Here is a 14483-nt window from a genome sequence, read left to right as displayed (position 1 = left end):
GCGGCGGGTCGCCTCGCGGTATACATGCACAAGGGAAAAGACCAGCGTCAAGGGCGCGGCGGCAGAGCAGCAAGGGGGTGGGCCATGGCTCGGGGATTTCTGGCAGGCGCGATCTGGGGCACGGCGGTGGCCGCGGTGGGGCTGGGAACCGTGTCGGTCATGACCGGGACGCCGCGCACAGCACCAATGCCGGACAAGCCCGCGGCAGAGGTTGCGCCGCCCGTAGCGGCCGATCCGGCGCCGTCGCCGACCGCGACTCAAGAGGCGGTCGCGCAAGACGCCGCCGAAGAACCGGTACCCGCCACCACGACAGACGAGCCGGCACCCGCCGATACTGCGCCAACCCCGGTCGAAACCGCCGAGCGACCCGCCCCCAAGGCACCGGCCGAGCCTTTGTCGAAACCCGATCCGGGTGTCGTTCTTCCCGGGGCCGGCGCGCTGGCGCAACCGCAGGACGGCAGCAGCCCGCCGCTGGACACCGCGACCGGCCCGACCCCCGAGGTTTCGACGGACATCGCCGCCTTGCCCGAGGCCAAGGACGATGGCCAGGCCGCGTCGGTGCCTGCTGCGGTCGATGCGACCCCGCGTGCCGAGCCGCTGCCGGGGCCCGTATCGCCGGTACCGGAAACCACCCCGACCGGCATTTCCACCGAACCCGCGCAGCCTCCGGCTCCTGACCTGCCCGGCGACGACAGTGCCTTTGGGATGGCAAGCGAACCGGCAACCGAGGCCGAACCCGACGTCGCGGCGGACGACGGACCGGCGACGGCGGACATCGGGGCGGAACCCGGGGTCGACGATACCGCTCCGCGCCAACCGGCACTGCCCAGCCTCGCAGGGGACGACAACGAAACGGAGACGCCCCTGCGGCCGCAGATCGGCGAACCCGCCGTGTCGTTGCTGAATCGCGAACAGGCGGTGCCGACGCGGCGGATCGGGCAGGACGAGGAAAATCCCGAGGCCGCGACGGACGACACCGAAACCGACGCCGCCGCGCAGCCACCGCTGATCCGCTACGCCGCCCCCAGCAGCGCTGCGGCGACCCTTCCGCGGCTCGCGGTCGTGCTGATCGACGACGGCAGCGGCCCGTTGGGCCCGGCGGTTTTCAAGGCGTTTCCGTTTCCGATCAGCATTGCCATCGACCCGTCTCACCCCGACGCGGCGGGTGCCGCGGCTGCCTACCGCGCCGCGGGGCTGGAAGTGCTGGCGGTGGCGCGGGTGCCGCAAGGTGCGACGGCCACCGATGTCGAGATTGCCCTGGCCGGGGTGATCGACGCCGTGCCCGAAGCCGTCGCTGTCATCGAAGATCCCGCCGGCGGGATGCCCGGGGATCGCGCGGTGTCAGACCAGGTTGCCGCTTTTCTCAAGGCGTCGGGTCATGGGTTGCTGATGCAGGCCCGGGGTTTGAACACCGCGCAGCAGCTTGCGGCGCGCGCGGGCGTTCCGTCGGCCCCGCTGTTCCGCGATATCGACGGGCAGGGCGAAAACGCCGCGGCGATCCGCCGGGTCCTGGACCAGGCGGCGTTCAAGGCCCGCCAGGATGGTGCGGTGACGTTGCTGGGCCGCTTGCGGGCGGATACGGTATCGGCCCTGGTGCAATGGGGTTTGCAGGACCGGTCGGGCGAAATCGCGCTGGTGCCCGCGTCGCTGATCTTGCGGGAATCGGTATCGGAATAGATCAGACGGGCGCGGCGGCCCAACCGGCCAGCGTTGTCTCCAGATCGCCGTACCCGGTCATCCTGCGTTCAAAGCGCAGCCGCAGCCGCGCCGCCTGTTCGCGGGCCTTTTCCGTCAGCGCCGGGTCGTCGGTCTGGGCCAGATAGACCAGCGTTTCGTAATGCCCGAAATACAGGTCGCGCAGATCGGGGTGCCGATCCAGGCCCAGCGGTTTCCAGACGAAGGCGTCGAATTGCCGGACCAGGAAATCGGTCAGGTAGAAGGCCGTGATGTCGTCGCGCGTCTCGAACCGGGCGAGGCCGTCGAAGAAGGCATAGCAATGCGGCCCCGCGACCATCTCGACTCCCATCTCGGCGCAGGCGGCCTGCAACAAGCCACCGGTGCCGCAATCGGCATAGACGACATGGATCGCATCGTAGTTGTCGCGGTGTTTGACGACGGCGTCGCGGACAGCGCCAGTGATCTTTTCGGGATGGTTGTGCAGAATGGCCGGAAGGCAGGCCAGATCGATGTGATCCCAGCGATTGCGCGCCTTGAGGTCGAGGATCTCGCGCGCCAGGGCGCCGCAGGCCAGCAGCAGGATGGTCCCGCGCCCCGCAGGCGCGACGCCTTCGGCAGTCAGGCGGTCCGGATCAGGGTTTTGCGTCGTCATGCGGCACGTGCGCCAGACCCCAACGGGCCAGAAGCGCCAGCACCGCCAGCAGTGGCAGCATGGTCACGGACCCCCAGCTGCTGAAACCCCAAACGGTTAACGCCGCGGCGGCCAGAACGCCAACCACCAAAAGGGCGAAGGATGTCACAGGCATACCGAACTCCTCTCGCCTCCAATATGGGGCAGATTCGGGTAAAGAAAAAGGGGCCATGCATGGCACGACCCCCTGAAAATGCCTGATGGCGCGCGGCTTTGCGCGACAATAGTGCGTTACCCCGCGGCAAGTTGGTTGTGCTTGCGCGCGATGAAGTCCTTGGCGGTCTCGACCGCGACGGCGGCATCGCGGCAATAGGCATCGGCGCCGATGGCGCGACCGAATTCCTCGTTCAGCGGTGCGCCGCCCACCAGCACGATGTAATCGTCGCGGATGCCCAGTTCGACCATCGTGTCGATCACCACCTTCATGTAGGGCATCGTGGTGGTCAGCAGCGCCGACATGCCCAGGATGTCGGGTTCTTCGGTTTTCAGCGCCTCGAGATAGTTCTCGACGGGGTTGTTGATGCCCAGGTCGACCACTTCGAAGCCGGCCCCTTCCATCATCATCGACACCAGGTTCTTGCCGATGTCGTGGATGTCGCCCTTGACGGTGCCGATGACCATCTTGCCCATGCGCGGCGCGCCGGTTTCGGCCAGCAGCGGCTTGAGAATGGCCATGCCCGCCTTCATCGCGTTGGCGGCCAGAAGCACCTCGGGGACGAACAGAATCCCGTCCCGGAAATCCTTGCCGACGATGGTCATGCCGCCGACCAGCGCCTCGGTCAGGACACGGTAGGGCGCCCAGCCCCGTTCGAGCAGGATGTTCACGCCTTCCTCGATCTCCTCCTTGAGACCGTCGTAAAGGTCGTCGAACATCTGTTGGACGAGTTCCTCGTCGTCGAGTTCGGACAGGATGATGTCGTCTTCGTCGGACATGGGCATGTTCCTTGTGTGGCCCGTACCGGCGGGCCGCGGTTTTTGTTGATTACTAATCGAATGTTTGCGCCTGACCCACTAGGCCGATTGCGACATGGCGCAAAGCGCAACCGACGCAGGCGCCGGTTCCCCACAGCGCGCCCTTGTCGATGTTCCCGATGTGTTCTAGTTTCGCGTCATGCGCCCAGGAGCCCGATATGTCGACCCCGAGAACCGGCGCGGACGCGGCGCGGCAAGCCGCGAAACCGGCCGGTTCGAACGCTATGCGCATGTCGATGCCGATGATGGTTGGGGCATCGCACCGGACATCGCGCCGCTGCGCACCGAGGTGACCGAAGAACGACCGCGCAGCATGATCAACTTCGTGCGGTCGCCCGACCTGCCATTCGATCGGACCCTGAACCCCTATCGCGGCTGCGAACATGGCTGCATCTATTGCTTTGCCAGGCCGACCCATGCCTGGCTGGGCCTGTCGCCGGGCCTGGATTTCGAAACCAGGCTGGTGGCCCGGCCGGACGCGCCCGCGGTGCTGCAACGCGAATTGCGTGCGCCGCGTTACCGGGTCGCGCCGATCGCCATCGGCACCAACACCGATCCGTATCAGCCGGTGGAACGCGACCGCGGTATCATGCGCGGCTGCCTGCAGGTGCTGCACGATTGCGACCATCCGGTCGGGATCGTGACGAAAGGCACGCTGATCGAACGCGACATCGACATCCTGTCGCCGATGGCGGCAAAAGGGCTGGTGCGCGTCGGCATAACGGTGACGACGCTGGATGCGGATCTGTCGCGCCGGATGGAGCCGCGCGTGCCGCTGCCGGCCCGCCGGTTGCAAACGATCCGGCGCCTGAGCGAGGCCGGGATCGAGGTGCGGTTGATGGTGTCCCCGGTCATTCCGGCGCTGACCGATCCGGAGCTGGAACGCATTCTCGAAGCGGGGGCCGAAGCCGGCGCGACGGCCGCCAGCTGGATCATGTTGCGCCTGCCGCTCGAGGTTTCGCCGCTGTGGCAGGATTGGCTGGCCGAGCATTATCCCGATCGCGCCAGACGCATCATGGCGCGGCTGCGCGAGATGCATGGCGGACGGGATTACGACGCGCGCTGGCACCACCGGATGCGTGGCGAGGGCCACTATGCGACCCTGATCGCGCACCGATTCCGCCGAGCGACGCGAAAGCTTGGGCTGGATCGGACGCTGCCGGAGCTGCGCCGCGATCTGTTCCGCCCACCGGCTCTTCCCGGTGATCAACTCGCGCTGTTCTGAAAGCTGCGGGGCAAATCTCTGGTCAGAGATTTGCATATTCCTGGCCAGGAATTTGCGGCCCGCGGCGATGTCAGCGCAGGACGCGGATCGGTTCGCGATTGCAGAAGATGATCGTCTGGCCGCCGTTTTCGACCGCACGATATCCGCGCCGGTCCAGTTCGGCCAGGAACCGCGCGCGACCGACGAAACGGTCGATATCGGCGGATTTCCGGCGCACGACACCGCCTTCGGCCGCGGCGCGCGAGGCGAAGATACGGCGAATCCAGTCTTCGGGACGACAAGGCAATTCGGCATGGGGCATGGCGCGATCAGGTCGCGAAAGGGTTGCAATCGGGTTAGTGTCTCATGCGCGGCGCCGTCCGCGCCGCGCCCGGACAGGAGCACCGCCGCCGCCTCCGGTGCCGTCGCTTTCGGACGAGAACCCGCCCAGGGTCTCGGCGATCCGGTCCAGCGTCGGTGCGGCGCCGCGCGGCCGGGTTTCCAGCGCCGCGCGCATCGCATGCAGATGCTCGGGCATGGTGCCGCAACAGCCGCCGATGATCCGCGCGCCGCAATCGCGCGCCATCACCGCGTATTCGGCCATCAGCTGCGGGGTGCCGTCATAGTGGATATGGCCGTCGACATATTTCGGAATGCCGGCATTGCCCTTGGCGATGATCGGCCGTTCGGTGCCCTGCGCGACGAAACCCAGTACCGTTCTCAACAGGTCGGACGCACCGACACCGCAATTGGCGCCGAAGGCGATCGGCGGGTTCGGCAGGCTTTCGACCAGGCCGATCATGTCCGCGGACGTGACACCCATCATCGTCCGGCCGGCCGTGTCGAAGCTCATGGTGCCGCACCAGGGCGCGCCGATGTTTCCAAAGGCTTCGGCCGCGGCCTTGTATTCCTCTGGCGCGCTGATGGTTTCCAGCCAGAGCACGTCTGCGCCGCCATCCATCAAACCCTTGCCGGTTTCCTCGAACATCGCCACGGCGTCTGCGTGCGACAGCGTTCCGACCGCGCCCATGATCTCGCCCGTGGGCCCGACCGACCCTGCGACGATCACCGGACGTCCCGCCGCGTCGGCCACCTCGCGACCCAGTTCGGCGGCCAGCTTGGACAGGTCATAGGCTCTGTGGGCGGCGTCGTGCAGTTTCAGCCGTGACGGGTTGGCGCCGAAAGAATTGGTGAGGAACAGGTCCGACCCCGCCTCGACCGCGCCGCGATAGAGCGCGCGGATCTTGTCCGGTGCGGTCTCGTTCCAGAACTCGGGCGCGTCGCCGCTGGTCAGACCCATGTTGAACAGGTTGGTGCCGGTGGCGCCATCGGCGAGCACCCAGTCACGGTCGGCCAGCATCCTGGTCAGCGCGTCGGTCATCATCCTGCCCTTTGTCGTTCGGCCATCGTCTGCCATACGCGAATGGGTGAAGCAAATTCATAATGTGCATGTTTTTCATGAAGCGCGCACAAGAACAGGCCGCGCGCGGGTGCTTGGCCGGTGGCCGCGTATTTTTCAAAGAGAAGAAGACCGGGCCGATCCTATTCCCATTCGATCGTGCCCGGCGGTTTGCTGGTCACGTCATAGGTCACGCGGTTGATGCCCTTGACTTCGTTGATGATCCGCGTCGCGGTTTCGCCCAGGAATTCGTGGCTGAACGGGTAATAGTCCGCGGTCATTCCGTCGACCGAAGTCACTGCGCGCAGGGCGCAGGCGTAGTCGTAGGTGCGCCCGTCGCCCATCACGCCCACGGTGCGCACCGGCAGGATGGCGACGAAAGCCTGCCAGATCTCGTCGTAGAGACCGTGCTTGCGGATCTGGTCGATATAGACCGCATCCGCCTTGCGCAGGATGTCGAGCTTTTCGCGGGTGATCTCGCCCGGGCAGCGGATGGCGAGGCCGGGACCGGGGAAGGGGTGGCGACCGATGAAATGGTCGGGCAGGCCCAGTTCGCGGCCAAGCGCGCGCACCTCGTCCTTGAACAGTTCGCGCAGCGGCTCGACCAGTTTCAGGCCCATCTTCTCTGGCAGGCCGCCGACATTGTGGTGGCTCTTGATCGTCACCGAAGGGCCGCCGGAAAACGACACCGACTCGATCACGTCGGGGTAAAGCGTGCCCTGGGCGAGATACTCGGCGCCGTCGATCCGGTCGGCGTATTTCTGGAACACCTCGATGAAGAGCCGCCCGATGATCTTGCGCTTGGTTTCCGGATCGCCGACGCCCTCGAGTTGGCCAAGGAACAATTCCTGTTCCTGGGCATGGATCACCTGCAGGTTCATGTGGTCGCGGAACATCGCCACCACCTCGTCGGCCTCGTTCAGCCGCAACAGGCCGTGATCGACGAAGACGCAGGTCAGCTGGTCGCCCACGGCCTCGTGGATCAGCGCCGCAGCGACCGAGCTGTCGACGCCGCCCGACAGGGCGCAGATGACCTTCTTGTCGCCGACCTGGTCGCGAATGCGCGCAACGGCTTCTTCGCGGTAGGCGCCCATGGTCCAGTCGCCCTGGAAGCCGGCCATCCGGACAAAGTTCTGATACAGCCGTTTGCCGTTCGGGGTGTGATGGACTTCGGGGTGGAACTGCACCGCGTAAAAGCGGCGGGATTCGTCTGCGGTGATGGCAAAGGGCGCGCCGGGCGATGTGCCCAGAACCTCGAAACCCGGTGCGATTTCAGCGACATGATCGCCATGGCTCATCCAGACCTGTTCGCGCCCCTCGGCGAACCAGCCCGCCAGCAGCGCCGATTTCGCTGCCGCGGGCGTCACATAGGCGCGGCCGAATTCCGCGGTGGCCTGTTCGCCCGCTTCGACGCGGCCACCGAGGTCTTGCATCATCACCTGCTGGCCATAGCAGATGCCCAGGATCGGCACGCCCAGGTCGTAGGCGGCTTTGGGCGGGCGGGGCGAGCCGTCGCGCATGACCGAATCCGGACCGCCGGAAAAGACGATGGCGCGGGGGGCGAAATCGCGCAGCCATTCATCGGTAACGGCCTGGTAGGGGTGGATTTCGCAATAGACGTTCAGTTCGCGCAGGCGCCGCGCGATCAGCTGCGTCACCTGGCTGCCGAAATCGATGATGAGAAGGCGGTCATGCTGGGCTTGGGTCATGCGTCCTGATAGGCACGGGTTTGAAAAAGTGCAACGGCTGTTGGAGGGTTGGAAATGCGCATCCTGACCGAGTTCGGCATGGGCACGTCGCTGCGGCGCGGCGATTACACGGGCGCTGCGCGGCGGGCGATCGAGGACGCCCTGTGGCGCAACTCGATCAACGCCGCCGAGTTGTTCGGCTTCGACAAGACCGACATGCGGCTGACCGTCGAGATCGGCGTGCAGCAGCCGGACGACGTGGATGCGGATACCCTGGCGTCGGTCTTTCCCTATGGCCGGCCGACAATCCGCGTCGTCACCGGCGGGTTGGATATCCCGAGGCCCGACGGAACGGGCAACCCCACGATCATCGCCAATGCCGCGATTTCGGTGTCCTTCGACATGGAGCCCGCGACATGAGCCTGCAGCGACTGATCATCGAAATGGGCATGGGTGTCGATCTGCACGGCCAGGACCACACAAAGGCTGCCAGACGCGCTGTCGAGGATGCGCTGCGCCATTCCTCGATGCCGGTGCTGCGCGCTATCGACGGGCTCAAGGCCCAGGCGCGGGTCAAGGTCACGATCGGCGTGCCGCGGCCCGATGCCGTCGACCGCGAGGCAGTGGCGTGCGTCTTGCCGCATGATGGGGTCGAAATCGTCGTGGTCGAGGGTGGGCTGAGCGTCGCCGACGCGGCCTATGGCGGCGCGCATGTCATCGCCAGCGCCGCGGTGGAGCTGTTCCTGCCGCGGCAACATGGCTGGCGGCTCGGTCGGTCGGAAGTCTGACGATCCGCGCGCCTGTGTTCCAGATGCGCAGGACCGGGGTGATCGACGTGCCAAGGCGGGAAAAAACCGCGAACGATTCCGACCACGGCGGCAAAGACGCCCGATCCGCCGACCGGCTGCATCCATTGGCGCCTGCGATTGCCGCGTTTCAAGTTTGCCGCCCTTTGCCTTGCGTCGCATGTCGCCGGACTTGCCTTCACCGGTCGCAAGGCAGGCCGGTCCGATGTCGCTTTCGCGATCCACGCGCCGGATTCCGCAAACGCGCGTCGCGGGACGCAGGCTAGAACGGGGCGAGTTGTGGGGCGCCGCGCGCCCCTTGCATGCATGAGGGCTGAGGTCATGGCAGAAGCAGAAACCCGCAGACGTGCCCGCGGGGGCGGTGGTGCGGCCCGGCGCGCCGAGCGCAGCGCGGTAAGCGTCGAGACGGCGAAATACATCCGACGCAATATTCCCAACCTCGACATCCTCAACGACGAGGCGCTCGAGATCATCGAGGCCAATGCCGAAACGGTCTTGCAGGAAATCGGGGTCAACTTCGCCAACAATCCCGGCGCCCTGGCGCTGTGGCGCGATGCCGGCGCCGATGTCGACGGCGAACGGGTGCGCATCCCCAAGGGCCTGGCGCGCAAGTTGTGCAGCACGGCGCCGTCCACCTACACCCAACATGCGCGCAATCCCGACCGTTCGGTCGAGATCGGCGGCCGCAACCTGGTACTGGCGCCGGTCTACGGCCCGCCTTTCGTGCACGATCTGGAAACCGGCCGGCGCTATGCCACGATGGCCGATTTCCGCAATTTCGTGAAGCTGGGCTACATGTCGAAATGGCTGCACCATTCCGGCGGCACGGTTTGCGAACCCACCGACGTTCCGGTAAACAAGCGCCACCTGGACATGCTGTTGGCGCATATGACGCTGTCGGACAAGCCGTTCATGGGCTCGGTCACCGAACCCAGCCGCGCCCAGGACAGCGTCGAGATGTGCGAGATCCTGTTCGGCAAGGATTTCGTCCAGCAGAACACGGTGATGACTTCGCTCATCAACATCAACTCGCCGTTGACCTTCGACGACGTGATGATGGGCGCGATGGAGGTCTATGCCCGCAACAACCAGGCCTCGATCATCTCGCCCTTCATCGTGGGCGGTGCGATGGCGCCGGTTTCGGTGGCCGGCACGCTGACCCAGGTTCTGGCCGAGGTTCTGGCCGGGATCGCCTATTCCCAGCTGGTCCGGCCCGGCGCGCCGGTCATCATGGGCGCCTTTGTCACCTCGATCGACATGAACTCCGGCGCGCCCACCTTCGGCACGCCCGAGGCCGCGCATATCACCTATGGCGTGGGGCAACTGGCGCGCCGGATGAACCTGCCATACCGGTCGGCCGGGTCGTTCTGCGGCTCGAAACTCCCTGATGCCCAGGCCGCTTACGAGACGGCGAACAGCCTGAACATGGGGCTGTTGTCAGGGGTGAACTTCATGTTGCATGCCTGCGGTTGGCTGGAAGGCGGGCTGGTGTCGTCCTACGAGAAATTCGTCATGGATGCCGACCAGCTGGGCGCGCTGCACAAGATGGCCGAAGGCATCGCGATGGATGAAAACGGCCAGGCGATGGACGCGATCCGCGAAGTGGGCCCCGGCGGGCATTATCTGGGCTGCGCGCACACCCAGGCGAATTTCAAGTCCGCCTTCTGGCGCACCGACCTGTTCGACTACAAACCCTACGAAACCTGGGCCGAAGAGGGCGCGCGCGACACGGTTGCCCTGGCGCGCAACCGGGTGAAAAGGCTTTTGGACACGTACCAGCAGCCGCAGTTGGACCCGGGTATTTCCGAGGCTCTTTCGGACTACGTCGCCAGGAAAAAGGCGTCTATGCCCGACGCCTTCGGCTGAACAGACGCAGTCAGCGCGGTGCGTTGCGCAGCAATTGCGCCTCGCCCATCATCGCCATCAGAACCTCGACATGCCGGCTGACGGAATAGCCGGCATCGTCGTTGCGGCGCTTTTCGTCTAGATCGGCCTCGACTTCGATCAGGCGCATGAGCGCGGCGCCGGATCGCGGCAGGCTGGAATAGCCCAACAGCCGGTGCAGATGCGTGTCGCGGCGGTAATTGACCGCACCGATGCGGGCCGCGCGGATCAGCAGACGTGGGCGGCGCAGATGGGCCAACAGCCCCAAGATATCCCTCATGACAAGTCCCTCTGGTTGATTCCAGTGGACCATGACACGGCGCCGATGGCTGTTGCCCGCTGCCGCCGAGCGCCGCGCGCTGCCTAAAGAACTGTTTATCAAATACAAACAATCATCCTTGCACGGTTCTTCTGTTAACCCACCGGTAACAAACACACGGATAGGTTGCGCTGCCTGTGGAAAAGACTGTGAACAAGACTGGCACGAAGGGGACGGGACGATGGCACCGAGCGCGTATCACTCGGGATCGGAAAACTTGCCGGGCTGGGTTCCGGAAGCGGCACGGCTGTATCTCGCACATACCGAAAATGGCCGGCCGATCCGCGCGTTGGCACGCGAACTCGGATGCCACGCGTCAACCGTCTTGCGCAAGGTGCGCAAGATCGAGACCCGCCGCGACGATCCGTTGGTCGACGCCGCGCTGCGGCAGCTTTGCCTTCCGCCGGATCCCAACGGCAAGAAGGAATGCGAGATGACCAGGCATAACCAGACCGACGCGGTCGCGCTTGACGAGGCCACATTGCTGCGAGAAGCGCGCCGGGTCTTGCATCGACTTTGCGAGAGCGGCGCGATGCTGGCAGTGGCCGCGGATATGGAAAAGGCGGTTGTGGTCCGCGACAACGGCGAAGGCTCGACCATGCGCACCGCCGTTGTGGATGCGCCCGTCGCCGAGGCGATGGCGTTGAAGGCGTGGATTCACTGTGATGCTCCGGGGCGCATCTCGCGCTACCGCATCACCGCATCGGGCCGGGCGGCGTTCAACAGGATCGTGGCGGAAAAGGAAAGCCGGATCCGCGGGTTCGCGGAATCCCAGGCGGGGTTCGAAAACAGCCGCGCGGTCGAACAGGCGCTGGACGACATGGAACGCGATCCCGCGACGCGCCGGGGACGGTCGGGCGCCGCCGAAAGCCCGCTGGCGATCTTGTCGCGCCGTCGCGACAAGACCGGCAAACCGTTCCTCGAGGAAGCCCTGGTTGCGGCGGGTGAACGGCTGCGCGAGGACTACGAACTGGCGCAAGTCGGTTTCGACGAAGACGAAAGCTGGGCAGAGCTTGTCGCCGGCGATCGCTGGACGGACGCCGCGGCAGCACAACCGGGATCGGCGCGGGCCCGCGAACGGATGCTGTCTGCACTGCGCGACCTCGGCCCCGGTCTGGGCGATGTCGCGCTGCGCTGCTGTTGCTATCTCGAGGGGCTCGAGACCACGGAAAAGCGCATGGGTTGGTCGGCGCGTTCGGGCAAGATCGTCCTTCGCATCGCGCTGCAACGCCTGCGCCGCCACTATGCCGAACGCGCCAAGGACGGTGGCGACCTGATCGGCTGACGCTTTGTCGCAGCGCCAAACGATGCCCGATTTGCAGTGAACCCCCCGGAGAAACCGCACTTCTCCGGGGGTAACTTTTTGAACACAAGCAATAAAGTGCGCAGGGGCACTCGCTAACTTGGGGATACGCTGCCGCAGGACAGCTATGCGTTACTCGCAATTCCCCCTGCGCTTCCCTATGGTAAAAGGATCGAAATCCGACTTCGCGGGGAATAACCGATGCGCGACCTCAAAATGCCCGATCAGCGTCATCCCGAAAAGGCGCACCGGCCGGACAATGCCCAGCCGAAAAAGCCCAGCTGGATCCGGGTCAAGGCGCCGGGCGGCGAGGGTTACAACACCACGCGCCGCATCCTGCGAGAACACAAGCTGGTCACCGTCTGCGAAGAGGCGGGCTGCCCGAACGCCGGCGAGTGCTGGAATGCCGGCCACGCCACGATGATGATCATGGGCGAGATCTGCACGCGCGGCTGCACCTTCTGCAACGTCGCCACCGGCCGGCCCGACGCGCTTGACGTGTTCGAACCGGGCCGGGTCGCGGATGCGGTCAAGAAGCTGTCTCTGAACCATGTCGTCATCACCTCGGTCGACCGCGACGACCTCGACGATGGCGGCGCCGAGCATTTCGCCCAGACGATCCGTGCCGTGCGGCACCGCTCGCCCGACACGACGATCGAGATCCTGACACCGGATTTCCTGAAATGCGGCCCCGACGCGCTGGAAATCGTGGTCGCGGCCAAGCCGGACGTGTTCAACCACAATCTCGAGACGGTTCCGGGTCTGTATCCCACCGTGCGTCCCGGCGCGCGTTATTTCCATTCGCTGCGCCTGTTGCAGCGGGTCAAGGAAATCGACCCGTCGATCTTCACCAAGTCGGGCATCATGGTCGGCCTGGGCGAGGACCGGCAGGCGGTGCAACAGGTGATGGACGACATGCGCGCCGCGGACGTGGATTTCCTGACCATCGGGCAATATCTGCAGCCGACGCCCAAACATCACCGCGTCGACCGCTTCGTCGATCCCGAGGAATTCGCGGGATACGAAAAGGCGGCCTACGGCAAGGGGTTCCTGATGGTGTCGGCCACGCCGCTGACGCGGTCGTCCTATCATGCGGGTGACGATTTCGCCCGCCTGCGCGCCGCTCGCGAGGCCAAGCTGGCGCAGACGTGACGGTTCAGGGTGCCGGCAGCGCCTTGAGATAGGCCGCGACGGCCTGTCGGTCGCTGGCGGGCAGCTTGGCGAAATTGTCGATCACCGCGACCATGTGCCCCCCGGCACTGTCGAAATCCGGCGTGAACCCGGTTTCGAGATAATAGGCGATATCGGTAGCCGACCAGGTGAACTTGTCGGGCGTCAGCGGCGGGATGGTTCCGGTGCCGGACGGATTCGGCGCACCACGCAGCCAGCGCGCCCGGTCCAGCCCGCCAAGCATGTCCCGCGGCGTGTGGCATTCGCCGCAATGGCCCAGGGCCTCGACCAGGTAGCGTCCGCGCTCGGCCTCGGGGCCAGGCGCGGTCTCGAGCACCCAGTCGGGATCGCGGTAGAGCAGCTTCCAGCCTCCGACAGCGCGGCGTATGTTGAAGGGAAATCCCACCTCGTGTGGCTGGCTGGGTTCGGAAGAGGGCGGCAAGCTGCGCAGAAAGGCCCACAGATCGGCCAGGTCGCCCGGCGTCATCTTCTCGTAGGCGGTATAGGGGAAGGCGGGGAAATAGTGTTGCCCGTCCGGCGACACGCCGCGCATCACCGCGTTCGCGAAATCGGTCAGATCCCAGCCGCCGATGCCGTGATCGGGATCGGGCGAGATGTTGGGGGCGACGAAGGTGCCGAAATCCGACGGAAACCGCTGTCCTCCGGCAAGAACGGTCTTGTCCTCGGCTTCGGGCGCATGGTGACACGAACCGCAGCCGGCGGCCGCGAATACCAGTGCGCCCCGGGTGGCATCCCCGGCATCGATCGGGGTTTCGGCCGCGGACAGCCGATCGGGACCGGTGACGAGCCAACCGATGAGAGCGGCGGCGAAGATCGCCGCCGCAAGGATTGTCGCCAACCGGCGCATCACCGTTTAGTTGGCCGGCGCGCGATAGGTGTCGTGGCAGGACTTGCAGGCATCGCCGAGCTGTCCGAGGGCCGGCCCAAGTGCCGCCTGGCCTTCGCCCGCGGCGGCCTGAATCACCTTGGCGGCGTCACCGAGCGCACCCCATTTGGTCATGACATCCGGCAGGTTTTCCCAGATGTTCGGCTGCGCGCGGGTGCCGTCGATCGACATGTTGTCCGACCCGGCCGGCCAGAGCGGCGCCTGGCTGACCATCGAAACGGCGACGATCGAGTCGGCGGCGGCTTGTGCGGATTCGGCGTCATACGCGATTTCGCCTTTCGCCATGCCACCCAGGATGCCGACATTGATGGCGAGAATGCGGAATTGACCCTGACGGGCTTTCAGCTCGGCACTGAAATCCTGCGCCATGACGGCGGTCGCCAGAACGGCGGTGGCAGATGTGGCGACAATGAAGGCACGGAACATGAAGGTTCTCCTGGTTGGCGGACGTCGGGGTCCGAAA

General features: G+C 65.7%; 16 protein-coding genes. 7 read left to right on the top strand and 9 right to left on the bottom strand.

Going from position 1 to position 14483, the window contains the following annotated elements:
- Positions 1-84: 84 nt before the first annotated feature.
- On the top strand, positions 85-1677 hold the full coding sequence (locus KUH32_RS18595) for a divergent polysaccharide deacetylase family protein (protein ID WP_217779481.1): 1593 nt from the start codon (positions 85-87) through the stop codon (positions 1675-1677).
- Between the two features lies 1 nt (position 1678).
- On the opposite strand, the gene KUH32_RS15365 is transcribed toward KUH32_RS18595, so the two are convergent.
- The 3 genes from KUH32_RS15365 to KUH32_RS15355 all read right to left on the bottom strand — a co-directional run bounded on the left by KUH32_RS15365 (position 1679) and on the right by KUH32_RS15355 (position 3301).
- A complete protein-coding gene (locus KUH32_RS15365) occupies positions 1679-2329 on the bottom strand; it encodes a DUF1638 domain-containing protein (protein ID WP_217779480.1) in 651 nt (216 codons plus the stop codon).
- A complete protein-coding gene (locus KUH32_RS15360; RefSeq protein ID WP_217779479.1) occupies positions 2310-2483 on the bottom strand; it encodes a hypothetical protein in 174 nt (57 codons plus the stop codon). Before KUH32_RS15360 ends, KUH32_RS15365 begins: the two co-directional genes overlap by 20 nt.
- Positions 2484-2599: 116 nt before the next feature.
- A complete protein-coding gene (locus tag KUH32_RS15355) occupies positions 2600-3301 on the bottom strand; it encodes a corrinoid protein (protein WP_217779478.1) in 702 nt (233 codons plus the stop codon).
- Positions 3302-3479: 178 nt separating this feature from the next.
- Here KUH32_RS15355 and KUH32_RS15350 point away from each other — a divergent pair, with 178 nt between their 5' ends.
- Positions 3480-4565 (top strand): PA0069 family radical SAM protein, encoded by a 1086-nt coding sequence (locus KUH32_RS15350; RefSeq protein ID WP_217779477.1) that lies wholly within the window; start codon positions 3480-3482, stop codon positions 4563-4565.
- Between the two features lie 70 nt (positions 4566-4635).
- Here KUH32_RS15350 and KUH32_RS15345 read toward each other — a convergent pair whose 3' ends face one another.
- From KUH32_RS15345 to guaA, 3 genes are all read right to left on the bottom strand, one after another.
- A complete protein-coding gene (locus tag KUH32_RS15345) occupies positions 4636-4866 on the bottom strand; it encodes an N-(5'-phosphoribosyl)anthranilate isomerase (protein WP_217779476.1) in 231 nt (76 codons plus the stop codon).
- 42 nt (positions 4867-4908) lie between these two features.
- Positions 4909-5925, bottom strand: coding sequence for a betaine--homocysteine S-methyltransferase (gene bmt, locus KUH32_RS15340; RefSeq protein ID WP_217779475.1), 1017 nt, complete (start codon positions 5923-5925; stop codon positions 4909-4911).
- 161 nt (positions 5926-6086) lie between these two features.
- The gene (guaA, locus tag KUH32_RS15335; RefSeq protein WP_217779474.1) at positions 6087-7652 is read right to left on the bottom strand and encodes a glutamine-hydrolyzing GMP synthase; all 1566 of its coding nucleotides are present in this window, start codon (positions 7650-7652) and stop codon (positions 6087-6089) included.
- Between the two features lie 54 nt (positions 7653-7706).
- Here guaA and KUH32_RS15330 point away from each other — a divergent pair, with 54 nt between their 5' ends.
- From KUH32_RS15330 to KUH32_RS15320, 3 genes are all read left to right on the top strand, one after another.
- Positions 7707-8051 carry a Lin0512 family protein gene (locus tag KUH32_RS15330; protein ID WP_217779473.1) on the top strand — a complete coding sequence of 115 codons (345 nt, stop codon included), beginning with the start codon at positions 7707-7709 and terminating at the stop codon, positions 8049-8051.
- Positions 8048-8419 carry a Lin0512 family protein gene (locus KUH32_RS15325; protein WP_217779472.1) on the top strand — a complete coding sequence of 124 codons (372 nt, stop codon included), beginning with the start codon at positions 8048-8050 and terminating at the stop codon, positions 8417-8419. Before KUH32_RS15330 ends, KUH32_RS15325 begins: the two co-directional genes overlap by 4 nt.
- 339 nt (positions 8420-8758) lie before the next feature.
- Positions 8759-10303: a trimethylamine methyltransferase family protein gene (locus KUH32_RS15320; protein ID WP_217779471.1), complete on the top strand. Its 1545-nt coding sequence runs from the start codon at positions 8759-8761 to the stop codon at positions 10301-10303.
- 10 nt (positions 10304-10313) lie between these two features.
- Here KUH32_RS15320 and KUH32_RS15315 read toward each other — a convergent pair whose 3' ends face one another.
- The gene (locus tag KUH32_RS15315) at positions 10314-10601 is read right to left on the bottom strand and encodes a DUF6477 family protein (protein ID WP_217779470.1); all 288 of its coding nucleotides are present in this window, start codon (positions 10599-10601) and stop codon (positions 10314-10316) included.
- 220 nt (positions 10602-10821) lie between these two features.
- On the opposite strand from KUH32_RS15315, the gene KUH32_RS15310 reads away from it, so the two are divergent.
- Positions 10822-11925 (top strand): DUF6456 domain-containing protein, encoded by a 1104-nt coding sequence (locus tag KUH32_RS15310; RefSeq protein ID WP_217779469.1) that lies wholly within the window; start codon positions 10822-10824, stop codon positions 11923-11925.
- 219 nt (positions 11926-12144) lie between these two features.
- A complete protein-coding gene (gene lipA, locus KUH32_RS15305) occupies positions 12145-13095 on the top strand; it encodes a lipoyl synthase (RefSeq protein ID WP_217779468.1) in 951 nt (316 codons plus the stop codon).
- 4 nt (positions 13096-13099) lie between these two features.
- Here the strand turns inward: lipA and KUH32_RS15300 are convergent, their stop codons facing one another.
- Complete coding sequence (locus KUH32_RS15300; RefSeq protein WP_217779467.1) at positions 13100-13981, bottom strand: c-type cytochrome; 882 nt, start codon at positions 13979-13981, stop codon at positions 13100-13102.
- Positions 13982-13987: 6 nt separating this feature from the next.
- Positions 13988-14446 carry a c-type cytochrome gene (locus tag KUH32_RS15295; protein ID WP_217779466.1) on the bottom strand — a complete coding sequence of 153 codons (459 nt, stop codon included), beginning with the start codon at positions 14444-14446 and terminating at the stop codon, positions 13988-13990.
- Positions 14447-14483: the final 37 nt, after the last annotated feature.

The organism is Thalassococcus arenae, assembly GCF_019104745.1.
Taxonomy (GTDB): Bacteria; Pseudomonadota; Alphaproteobacteria; order Rhodobacterales; family Rhodobacteraceae; genus Thalassococcus_B; species Thalassococcus_B arenae.
Note: the sequence above shows the minus strand (reverse complement) of the source record. Positions and strands in the feature narration are given on the sequence as shown.